Genomic DNA, 11,808 nt, shown 5'->3' on the forward strand with positions numbered 1-11,808 from the left:
ATTGTCGAATAACCATACATATTGTAAATCTAGATCAGAAGAGGTTTTGCTATGTTTAAAGCGCTATTGTCTCTCTTTAAAAAATCCGGCACTAAGCCACCACAGGCAGTGCGTAAGGCACAAACTCCCAAGTCGAAACCGAAGGTTGCTTCCATACGAATTGGAGAGTTAGGTGAGCATAAAATCAATATTCAACTCGACCAGTTACCTAAGGAGTGTATATCGTTAAGCGATCTAATGCTCCCTAATCCCAAGTCTCGAACAGGTTACACCCAGATTGATCATATCGTTATTTCCCCGTATTGCTTATTTGTCATTGAGACGAAAAATTACAATGGAGAAATTAAAGGTGGGCGAACGGATCAACAATGGTCAGTGAGCAATCGTTACAAGATGTATAATCCGCTGAAGCAAAACTATGGACATATTAAGGCCATCGAGAGCCTGATACAAGGTATAGCTGCAGTGAAGTTCATTTCTATGGTTTCATTCACGATGAGATGTCGGTTCAGTATTGATCCGGAGCTTCGGAAGATTCATTCGGACGAACTGGTTGTCTATGATGTGGAACTAAGTGAGTTTATCTCTAGGAAGCTGATCAGTTTAAAAACAGGAACTCCTGAACCTTCTATCTCTCCGGCGCAAATACAAACGATTTATGAGCATTTGCTTCAAGCCAATATAACCGATGCGGAGATTCGCAAGCTTCATGTACAGAGAATAAAGGGGAAGAACTAGAAATACCTGTGAGTTATCTATCATTGTACTAAGGGAGTTAACATAAATGATCAAACAACTACGAAGCTGGTGGAAGGATACAGAGATCCCTAACCTAATTGGTCGGAAAAAGGTGGACTTTTCCATCTTTCGTGATGGCACTCATATTCCAGTTGAGTTTCATCCGGATTTTTTGGAAGCTAACCAAGGTCAACAGCCTAGTTTAGGTGAAGGGCGAAAAGTTAAGCTGGTCCATGAAGATCGGAACTATGAAGCCACATTATTTAAAATTGATCAAGTATCTGCTGGTCGGGAAGCCCTTCAACTCCGCTATAACGGAAATCAAACGTTGAAGAATTTGTTAATTGAAACCTTCTCGCATTCATATTCCTACATTATGCAAGAGAGAACGAACCAACAAGCAGATGATGCGAAGAGACCTCAGGTTGTTGTTCCTGAAGATCAAGCTGAATACATAGATTTCTTTGCCACAGGAGTTCCTTTCGAATACCGTTTAGAGTTTATAACGTTTAAGTCGAAGCCTAATGTTTGGTGGGTGAATCAGGGAACGACTATTCAAGCGGAGAAGGAAGAGGGGATTCTGTGGGCTCCCCTAGTGAATTCGCAAGGCCGAAAGCTATATCATTGGGAGACGATGAAGGAAGTTAAACAAGGAGATATCATCCTCCATTATTCAAATAAAGCTATTCGTTATGTAAGCCAGGTAACAGATGCTGCGGTGGAAGCACCCAAGCCAGGCTCTATGGCCAATACGAACTGGCAAGAGGATGGTCGTTTGGTTCGAACAGAGTATGTGGAACTCATTCCGCCCATTATGCTACAACAGTTTAATCAGCAAATTATGCAAGTGAACTTAACCCAAGGTCCGCTTCATTCTGGAGGCGGAGTTAATCAAGGATATTTGTTTCGCTTTTCAGGACAAGGACTTCAAGTCCTTCAATCGCTAACTGCAGAGGTCACTTGGCCTGATTTTACTATTCTAGATCAAGATGAGGCTGACTCCAATACGGAGAGCTCGCATGAGGTGATTCCTATTTTACCACCGACAGATTCTACGATTACAACATTACTCCACCAAATCCAATCCCACATCCTCCGAAAAGGTTTCTTCTTCCCTGAGCACCTTATTGAGAATTTTTACCTCTCACTAAAGACTAAGCCTTTTGTCATCCTGGCGGGGATATCGGGCACGGGGAAGACTCGGTTGGTGAAGCTGTTTGCAGAGGCTCTTGGTGCAACGGGGAATAACGGCCAGTTTACCTTGATCCCAGTACGGCCGGATTGGAGTGATCCTGCGGATCTGCTGGGGTACAAGGATCTTTCGGGCAGGTTCAAACCGGGTCCGCTCACAGAAGTATTAGTAGAGGCGCGGAAGCCGGAGAATCAGCATAAGCCCTATTTTATCTGCATGGATGAGATGAACCTGGCGCGGGTAGAGCATTATTTCAGTGACCTGTTAAGTGTGCTGGAAACGCAGGACTGGCAGGAGGGGAAGATCCAGACACAGGATCTCATATCTTCTACCATGCTGGATACGTCTGAGGATCAAGTGAAGTTTGGCAGCCTGGGTATCCCGGAGAATGTGTTCCTAATCGGGACTGTGAACATGGACGAAACGACACATCCTTTTAGCAAAAAGGTACTGGACCGAGCCAATACCTTAGAGTTCAATTACATTAATCTGCAACAGTATCCGGATTTCAATGAGCAGGTAGAGACCAGTGATAGCTCTGACGCTGCCGAACTGAATCATCTTTTTCTGCGCTCCGATTATTTGCAGCTAGTGGATGCCTATGATACCAACAAAGAGCTTGTTGTCCGGACGACAGAGAGATTGGTTAAGATCAATGCTTTGCTTGAGGATATCCACGCTCATGTAGGTTTTCGGGTGCGGGATGCGATTTGCTTCTATATGATCTATAACGAACGGTACAAGCTGATGAGTGAGGAAGAAGCTTTTGACTGGCAACTGCTGCAAAAGATACTGCCGCGCATTCAAGGGAGCCATTCTTCGGTTCGCCGGGTATTATTGAACTTAATGAAAGGGGCTCTTGGTACCGGATCTGGTGTGACGATAGACTTCCCAGCTTTTATGGATGATGCTACTCCGCTGTATATGAGATGGGCTGCTGGACAAACTCCCCCTACGGCCAAACATCCACAAAGTGCGCGTAAATTGGCTTTTATGCTTAGGAGGCTGGAGGAAGATGGATTCACCTCATACTGGCTCTCTTAATCAGACGGTAGAATTGCTCCGTGTAGAAACGGAGCTTTTTACGCTTTTTCTTCAAGGACGGCCTTATCATCCTACTGTGGAGACCTTGCAGCTTCATCGTTCTTCTAGTCAGGAATGGGTGAATGCGCAGCTTGGGCTTGTTTGCTCCGAACGGCTTGGTAATGTTCAGATTAAAGTATTTTCCCCTGAAGCTCACGGGATGGTGGACTGGCAGTCGGGGGAGTCTGTTTTCCCTTGTTTTTATGAGACACAGTCGTATGAGCTGGTGATTCAGAAGAAGACCGCTGCTAGCCTCTCTTTTTATCATGAAAATGTGCTGCTTCGGCAGGCAATTAAGCCCCTAGGTGAGTCTATTCATGCCGGTGTGCTGAACTTTGGAAATGAGGTCGGTTTGACGGAATGGGAGATCCGCAGTTCGGGACAGGCTTTGCTGCGGGTAGAGATGGAGATCTTCCCCTCTAAAATGGATTACAAGCTGGATTACCAGAATATTTTAAATGAAGTGAATGAGCAGATTTATAATTTGGCTTTTGATTTTTTGCGCAAAACCTACCAACTAACAGGCTTGCGGGAGACGCAGCATCAGAGTTTGACGGAGTTTTTTACCATACTACAGCATGTCTTTAGACAGCTCTTGGATGCCGTTGAGCGGATTAACAAGAATCCTAATTACGCTCTGCTCCAGGACCGCCGATTAGTGGATGCCAATCGGGTCAAAAAGGCAGGAAGAGAAAATATCCGCGAGCTATCGAAGCATCCCGAACGATTAAGAGAAGACATGAACCATGGATTCCTGACCATCGGCAGCCGAAATTACACAGCCACACATTTAATGGAGACACGAAGACGCCTCGCCTATGATACTAATGAGAACAGGTTCATCCGCTGGATGCTGAAACGCATTCATGGAAAGCTGAAAGAGCTCAAGAGTCGCTGGAAGATTAAAAACCGAACCCCAGATCCATTACTTATAAAAAGGTTAGACACCATGCTCACTCAGCTAGAGCGGGTGCTCAAGATGGATTTCTTGCGTGAGGCTGGAGTGCTGAAGCAAATGTCCGTTACGCTGGTGCTGCAGATGGCCCCTGGATACCGCGAAGTCTATCGCTGTTATCTCATGCTGCTCAAAGGCTTGTCTATTCAAAGTGACCTGTTCCGCTTATCCATGAAGGATGTTGCTCAGCTCTATGAGTACTGGTGTTTCTTAAAGCTGAATCAGCTCTTGGGGCAGAAGTATAAACTGATGAAGCAAGATATTATTAAGGTGAATCGGAACGGTATTTTTGTTACACTTGACCGCTCGCAGAGCGCTAATATGGTGTACGAGAATCCAGTTAACGGGGAGCAGTTCATCCTGTATTATAATACGATTCCTGGCTCGGATAAGACACCGACGCTCAGTCAGCGTCCGGATAATGTGCTGACACTGAAGAAGAAGGATGCTGGCAAAATCAAAGAGTACAAGTATGTTTTTGATGCAAAATACCGGTTAAATCCGGCTTATGAAGGCACTTCCTATCACGGGACTTATAGACAACCTGGACCTGAAGAGGATGACATCAACACGATGCACCGCTATCGAGACGCCATAGTGTATCAGGAGAAAGGCTCGGGGGAATACGAACGAAGCATGTTCGGTGCCTATGTGTTATTTCCCTATCCGGATGAGGAGCGGTATAAGACCCACCAATTTTACAAAAGCATCGAGCTATTGAATATTGGCGCTTTGCCATTCCTACCGAATTCTACAAGCTTGGTGGAGCAATTCTTAGATGAGATTATTCAGGATAGTCCGGAAAAAGCTTACGAGCGTTCCACCCGTCCACGTGGGACGAAAGAATACTATGCCAACCAACTCGCGGGTAAAAATGTTCTTGTCGGCTCTGTTCGTGGACCTGAACAAGTGGCGGTGGCGAGGCAGCATTCTTTTTACCATATGCCATTAAAGAACCTTTCGGATGTAAAGATCCTTACACAGATCGAGTTCGTAGCCATGTGCCAATCTAGAAAAAAGTTTATTGATCCTGCAAAAACGGGCATTCACTGGGTGGGAAAAGTTTCCGATTGGAAGGTGCTACGGCGTAAGGAGATTAAGGAGGTTCATTGTCGCCCTGGGACTGAGGAAGAGCTGTATGTACGATTTACGATTGAGGAATGGGAGAGTTTAACAGCTCCTGTTACATTAGGAGGACGAGGGATCTATACGGTGCTCTATACGAGCAAGTATATCCTGGACCGGGCCTTGGAGATTGCAGAGCTCCGTTTAGAAACGGAGGAAGATCTTCGTGAATGGCGTGAGAAGCGCCGAAAGGGCAGAGTGAAGGTGAAGTTGGATCATGAACAGTATGTGGACTTAGGGAAAGTTGTGGAAGTTCGGAATATTTAAAGTTAGTGTGATAGGGTTTGCTTAACAAAGACGTGAGAGATGATTTTGACCCCTCTTTTTGAGTTTGCGGTCCAGATCAACGGCTGGTTTAGCAATATCTTTAAGATAGTGTACGCTTTGATGAGGAGGGGCTGAAATGAAAACTCAGCCCTTTACTCTAGCTACCCCTATTTGTGGTGAGAGAGTTTCTTCATTCTAAATAAAAAAAGACACTACATCATGCAGTGTTCCTATCAGACTTAACTTGATTGCAACATGTAATTTCCAGAAGGTTTGAATTTGTTTGTAGATGGTTGCCAAGTATAAATACCTTCTGCATGCCTCCATATACCATCATTTTGAAAATTGCTAATATCTTTCCAATATTGATGTATGCGACCTTGCTTATCAAATTCGACGCCGAGATCTCCCATCATTTCAAGCGTCTTAACTAGCGTCCCGTACTGCAAACGATATGCGTAAATTTCAGTATTTGAGGGTAGATAATCGACCGCAATTATAATCTGTCGTTCTTTCGGCGTCACGGTTAAAAGTCAAGCTTGTCTTGCTTTCTCCATCATCATACACTTGAATTCCGGTATCTATAAGCACAAGCAGACCTTTTGAGTTAAGTAAAAAAAAGTTACCAGACTCAGTGAGCATGACCGTTTCCATTTTATTATCGTGGTTCAAGTCAGTGGTTTGGATCAACTTAACTTTTTCTTTAGGGTACTTGTGTTTCAATACATTTTCTGGGATTACACTAGCAGCACTCACAATCTGTGACATTATTAGCATGCTGCACACCATCATAACGCTTGTAATTAATTTTTTCATCCTTAATCTCCTTGAAATGTAGTTACTCTAGTTGTTAAGTAGCTTTAGCAAATATAAATCTATCATAGTGCTAGTAGCTGAACATCACAATGTACTCGTGAGTGGAAGAAACTTCATCCTTAGCTATACACGCTGAAAGTATTACCAAGATAGGAATACCCTACTAATGTAGCACAAGCAGCTAAAAATGGCGAAAAATTTATGAGATTGTACCGTGGTGACTGGAGTGAATACGGTTGTCAATCCGAGGAAGAGGTTTGGTGCACGCTACCTTCTATACGGGATACAATTTCTCTATATTCTCGAATAATACTGGTTAGACCTCAGCTTCGATTTTCCCCTAGAGTAAGTCATCCACTTTTTCTTGTATACCTTCTGGCAATATTCATCGTTAAACGGACATTCTTTATACTCATTTGGCTGGGTGTTTATATTATAATAGTCTTAAAAACTGGATTTTTGTCGCAAAAGAAAGAAGGAAGTCTTTTATGGAAACCAGTGAGGATCAGCGCAGTACTGCTAAACAGAAGCTTATTCAAGTGTTTTCCTACCTGCAAGCTATGAATCAACTAAAACAGCCGGTAATCAAAAGGATTTCCGGTCATTTATGGTCACAATCTTTTTTGGATTTACCGAGCAATCCCAATGTAATCTGTGATTTTGTGGACGAAATAAATCCTTCTGAACGTATAGAGGATCTGATTTCTGATGTCTTGCTGACCGTTAGGAGACCTGATCCGACTCCCTGCCCGAAACCACCTGAGGTACTGAAGCGCTGGCTGAAGCCGGATTGGGAGAAAATTCAGACGCAGCCGGATCGAATTGAAAGTCTTGAAAGCTATCGTGAGCAAGAGGATCTAGAGGAGTATGAAGCATATCAGGAACGTTTCGATCAGGATGAAGAAAGAGTACAGATCTGGGGAAAATGGATTGAGGATCGTGAAGTATGGAAGAAAAATGAATGGCCCGTACGTAAGACTATTAAGTTGTTCGAGAATTTGTACATGCTCTATTCATGGATAGATCGTGAAAAGGATTCCGTGGAGCTAATGATTGGCGATGGGATACTACACTGGGAGCTGCAGCCGGAAACCATTCATCATCCCGTACTGCTACAGAAGGTCCAACTGTTTTTTAATCCGGATGTTCCAGAGTTTACACTGATTTCTACTGAAGATGAGCCTATGTTTCATAGTGCTCTATTTAGAGATACGCTTGAAGTTAGTTCGCAATCCATAAAAAAATGCACCGAAGATTTGTCGGAGTTACCTTGTTCACCCTTAGGACATGTTGGTACTGATAATTATTTAAAAAAGGTATCCAGCCACTTGTCTGCTAAAGCCATATTTATGCCATATGGTAGTAAAGAAGTGGCTTTAAGTCAGGAGAATAAGGCAGTGTCCATTCGGAGAGAGCCAGTGATTTTTTTGCGTAAGCGTACTATTGGGTTCGATCATGCGATTGAAGAAATCATTAAGGATTTAAATGAAAGAGAAGATTTTCCACAGGCGATAGCCAGAATCACCGGAATTGATATAGAAACGGCACCACAGGCAGAAAATGCTTTTTCATATTCCAATTTGAATGTTAATGGAGAGAACGAGGAGATTCTATTTACCAAAGAGGCAAACTCGGAGCAGTTGGATATTGCCCTGAAGCTGGGCCGGTTTGGTTCGGTTTTGGTACAGGGGCCACCAGGTACAGGTAAGACACATACTATTGCCAACCTGCTTGGTCATTTTCTAGCAGAAGGTAAGAGTGTGCTTGTAACCAGCCACACCTCAAGAGCACTAAGCGTTCTGCGTGATAAAGTGGCCGGACCCCTTCAAAATTTATGCGTCAGCGTATTGGACGATGTCAGCGGTCAGAAGCAACTGGAGAACTCCATTGACATCATAACATCGACATTAAGTTCGATATCGTTGGAGCAGACTGAGCAGGATATAGCGGTTCTAGCTACTAAACGCAGATCAATTCTGGAACAGATCGAAGTGATTAACAGTAGCCTTCGAATCTCTAGAGAGAGCGACTATCGACCAATTATACTTTGGGGTTCTGAGTATGATCCTTCCAGAGCAGCGAAAATGATCTCAGCAGGACAGGAAACGCTGGACTTAATCCCAGGAAGGATTGTGGCAGGTCATGCTCTTCCGCTTACTCCTTCCGAATTGAATAGCCTATATATAAGCTCTGGTGAGATTACAGCAGAAGATGAGAATGAATTCAAATATTTATCTATTCAAACAGAAAAGCTTATTACTCCTGAAGAATTTAATGAACTAGTCCAAGAACATCATAAGTTGCTTAGCGCAGATAAGAATAAACATTTACCTTATTGGACAACAAACATGGATATACAACCGGATAAGCTGTGTACTGTCCTTATGCAATTGCGTCAAACGTTGGTCATAGGCAATCATGAGGATTGGAAGCTTGAACTGATTTTTACTAACGAGAATGAAAAGAACGACTGGATCGAATTGCTGGAAGAAGTAGAGAAGTGGTTAGTGCTATATCGTACAGCGAGATCTGCTAGATACAAGTATGAATTTGAACATTTGACCGAGGGTGATTTGCAGACTTTACTTCCTGTGCTGAATGAAATAAAGCGACACTTGGAAAATGGAGGGAAACTAAATTCATTTCAGCTGCTACTTAAGCGGCAATGGAAGAAGGCTTGTGAACTTATTGTACCTCCTGGCAAGGAGATCGAGGAGTTGGATATCGCTTATCTTGATGCCCTACTAACGGTCATTAGTTACCAAAATCAGCGTTCTAAATCGATTGCTCGTTGGAAACGACAGGTAACCGATAGAGGAGGTTACGATCTCTCCGAATTTGGGCCGCAGCCTGAAGAGTATATGGAGAACGTTCAGACGGAAATCCGTGGTTTGTTGGACTGGAGACAATCAAGCTTCAATCCTCTGTTACAGATTTTAGAGAATGAAGGGCTTGTGTGGCGTGCGTTGTATAATTCCAAGCCGCTTCCGATAGACAAGAATGCCGAATGGCTTCATCTGCAGCAATTAGTAGAGCAAGAACTTCCAGAAATCATAAATTCATATATCCACGCAGAGAGATGGAATATAGTCAACTGTCGTATTCAGGAAGTGGTACAGACCGTTAGTACTCTAGCAGAACCCCATTCACTTATATTAAGTAGTCTTCAGGAAAGCATTGTGCAGCTAAATCAGCAAAAGTATGGAGAAGCTTATCGTGCCTTACAGCAATTATGGGGGAAAAGTACTCTGATTCGTCAGCGACAAGAATGGCTGCAGCAGTTGGAAGAGAGTGCTCCCGATTGGTCACAGGCGATTAGGAATAGGTGTGGAGTTCACGGTGATGCTCAAGCTCTAAGTGATGTTCAGACTATTTGGCTGCTTAAACAATTAAATATGGAATTGGATCAACGAGCGGCGATTTCTACACAACAGTTGCAAGAAGAACTAGCGGGAATCCGTAAACAGTTTAAATCGGTCACTCTACAACTGGTCGAGAAAAAGGCTTGGCTCGCTCTCGCACGAAAGACTACGCTTAAGCAGCAGAACGCTCTCCATGGCTGGAAGCTCTTAATGAAAAAAGCAGGGAAGCGGACGGGGAAAGCGGCGCCGCATCTTCTTGCCGAGGCCCGTAAGCTTATGCCAATCTGTCAAACTGCTGTTCCTGTCTGGATTATGCCTACTTACAGAGTGGTAGACAGTTTCAATCCTTCTGAGAACCATTTTGATGTAGTTATAGTGGATGAAGCTAGCCAGGCGGATATTATGGCATTAACGGCGCTTTATTTGGGTAAACAAATTGTAGTTGTAGGTGATGATGAACAGGTAAGTCCAGAGGCAATCGGACAGCGATTGGATGAGACAAGAAGGTTGATGGATACTCTCCTGGAAGATATCCCTAATTCGGCCCTGTATGACGGGAGCACTTCAATTTATGATTTAGCCAAAACCTCCTTTGCGGGAATGACGCAGCTCAGAGAACATTTTCGCTGTGTAGAACCGATTATCCAGTTCAGTAACAGCTTGTCCTATAATGGTTCGATTCTACCACTTAGAGATGCAGGTGGGGTGTCCACTAAGCCTTATACTGTTGAGTACCGTGTTGAGAGCGGAGTAAGAAATAACAAACAGAACGAGACGGAAGCGCAGGCAGTTGCTTCTCTCATTCTTTCCGCCATTGAGCAAGAGGAGTATAAGGACGCTACCTTTGGGGTGATTACCCTGCTTGGGGAAGAACAGGCTATTCTAATTGATCAGTATCTACAGAAACATATACCAGTCACGGAATACAAACGTCGAAAGATACGCTGCGGAAATTCAGCGCAGTTTCAGGGAGACGAGCGAGATGTTATTTTTCTGTCCATGGTCGATGCATCAGAAGAATCTGTACCACTGCGTCTAATTTCAGATCCCGGGAATCGAACTAAAAAGCGCTATAACGTAGCCGTTAGTCGAGCTCGTGATCAAATATGGCTTGTTCATTCTCTTGATACCTCAACGCAACTTAAAGAGGGCGATCTTCGAAAACGATTAATTGAGTATATCCGAAATCCATATGCCGCCGATGAAGCCTTGAAGCAGTATGAAGCTATCCTTGAATCTGAGTTCGAGCGACAGGTTATGCAACGTGTGTTGCAGGAAGGATATAGAGTACGTCCCCAATGGAAGGTGGGGGCCTATCGAATTGATATGGTTATTGAAGGGGGCGGCAAGCGACTGGCCGTTGAATGTGATGGGGACAGATGGCATCCAGCGGAGAAGCTGAAGGAAGATATGGACAGGCAATCCATACTGGAGCGACTTGGGTGGACCTTTGTACGGATCAGAGGTGGGGAATTCTTCCGACATCCGGAGAGGGCACTGCTTCCGTTGTTCGGGAAGTTAGAGGAACTGAACATACCACGTGAGCTGAACCAGCAGGAGATGGGCATGCATACAGGAGAATCCGAGTCGGCTATGCTTAAAGATGCAATAGTAAATAGAGCGGCGCGAATTAGACAGGAATGGCAGGAGCTCGAAAAGGAGCCGATTCCAGCCGCTTCAATTCCATCGGACTTCGGAGTAGAACAATCAATTGTCGTTCAGTCCGAGGAAGAGGACGCTGAAAAATTCTTTTTCAGAGAAATTAGTATGGAACCGAATTTGGTCTACTATTGGACAGAAGAAATGCGGGATGCAGAAGAAGAAAGACAAGCGGCATTTGAACAAGAGCTTTTGGTACTGGAAACGGCTGCCGGGTTGGAAGTACATTACTGGAGCGATTCCCAAATGATTGGGGGACTGGAGACTTCTACGGAATCCACCTTCAGCTTGACGAACTATTTGGAGTCTCATGGCCTTGAATTCCTAGATTTAAGAGATCAAGATGGTATGATCTGGGTAATAGAAGACTTAAAGATGGTCAGGCATTTGCCAACAATGGAACAAAGAGGTGTAACGTTTACTTATTTGAAAGAAGGTACGTATGACACTCGTTGGAGGGCTGCTTGGTATAGCGGATATCAGGAGGATAGTTCGATTGTCTAGAGCTGGATTTAAATATGAATATACTAGTAATGAAAAAAGACGACTGTTGTAGTCGTCTTTTTCATTACTTCTCAAGCATAGTAATCTAGCGTGTAAGAAAAAATATG

The 11,808-nt window shown here is 43.9% G+C and carries 5 protein-coding genes; 4 read left to right on the forward strand and 1 reads right to left on the reverse strand.

The features are described from left to right. The first annotated feature begins 51 nt into the window (after positions 1-51). The 3 genes from MHH52_RS03450 to MHH52_RS03460 are packed head-to-tail and all read left to right on the forward strand — an operon-like array spanning position 52 to position 5,360. Positions 52-738 (forward strand): nuclease-related domain-containing protein, encoded by a 687-nt coding sequence (locus MHH52_RS03450; protein WP_313641035.1) that lies wholly within the window; start codon positions 52-54, stop codon positions 736-738. Positions 739-784: 46 nt separating this feature from the next. After that, the gene (locus MHH52_RS03455; protein ID WP_340006660.1) at positions 785-2,974 is read left to right on the forward strand and encodes an AAA family ATPase; all 2,190 of its coding nucleotides are present in this window, start codon (positions 785-787) and stop codon (positions 2,972-2,974) included. Beyond that, complete coding sequence (locus MHH52_RS03460; RefSeq protein ID WP_340006661.1) at positions 2,946-5,360, forward strand: restriction endonuclease-like protein; 2,415 nt, start codon at positions 2,946-2,948, stop codon at positions 5,358-5,360. The genes MHH52_RS03455 and MHH52_RS03460 overlap by 29 nt, the downstream gene beginning before the upstream one ends. A 465-nt stretch (positions 5,361-5,825) precedes the next feature. On the opposite strand, the gene MHH52_RS03465 is transcribed toward MHH52_RS03460, so the two are convergent. After that, entirely contained in the window at positions 5,826-6,176 is a 351-nt protein-coding gene (locus MHH52_RS03465; RefSeq protein WP_313641037.1) for a hypothetical protein, read from the reverse strand. 488 nt (positions 6,177-6,664) lie between these two features. On the opposite strand from MHH52_RS03465, the gene MHH52_RS03470 reads away from it, so the two are divergent. Continuing rightward, on the forward strand, positions 6,665-11,701 hold the full coding sequence (locus MHH52_RS03470) for an AAA domain-containing protein (protein ID WP_340006662.1): 5,037 nt from the start codon (positions 6,665-6,667) through the stop codon (positions 11,699-11,701). Positions 11,702-11,808 lie beyond the last annotated feature (107 nt).

The sequence above is a fragment of the Paenibacillus sp. FSL K6-0276 genome (assembly GCF_037977235.1).
GTDB lineage: Bacteria > Bacillota > Bacilli > Paenibacillales > Paenibacillaceae > Paenibacillus_AQ.

Excerpts from the sequence above, each read along its gene's own strand:
- MHH52_RS03460 (WP_340006661.1), top strand. The coding sequence starts at position 2,946 with ATGGATTCACCTCATACTGGCTCTCTTAATCAGACGGTAGAATTGCTC.
- MHH52_RS03455 (WP_340006660.1), top strand. The coding sequence starts at position 785 with ATGATCAAACAACTACGAAGCTGGTGGAAGGATACAGAGATCCCTAAC.
- MHH52_RS03470 (WP_340006662.1), top strand. The coding sequence starts at position 6,665 with ATGGAAACCAGTGAGGATCAGCGCAGTACTGCTAAACAGAAGCTTATT.
- MHH52_RS03465 (WP_313641037.1), bottom strand. The coding sequence starts at position 6,176 with ATGAAAAAATTAATTACAAGCGTTATGATGGTGTGCAGCATGCTAATA.
- MHH52_RS03450 (WP_313641035.1), top strand. The coding sequence starts at position 52 with ATGTTTAAAGCGCTATTGTCTCTCTTTAAAAAATCCGGCACTAAGCCA.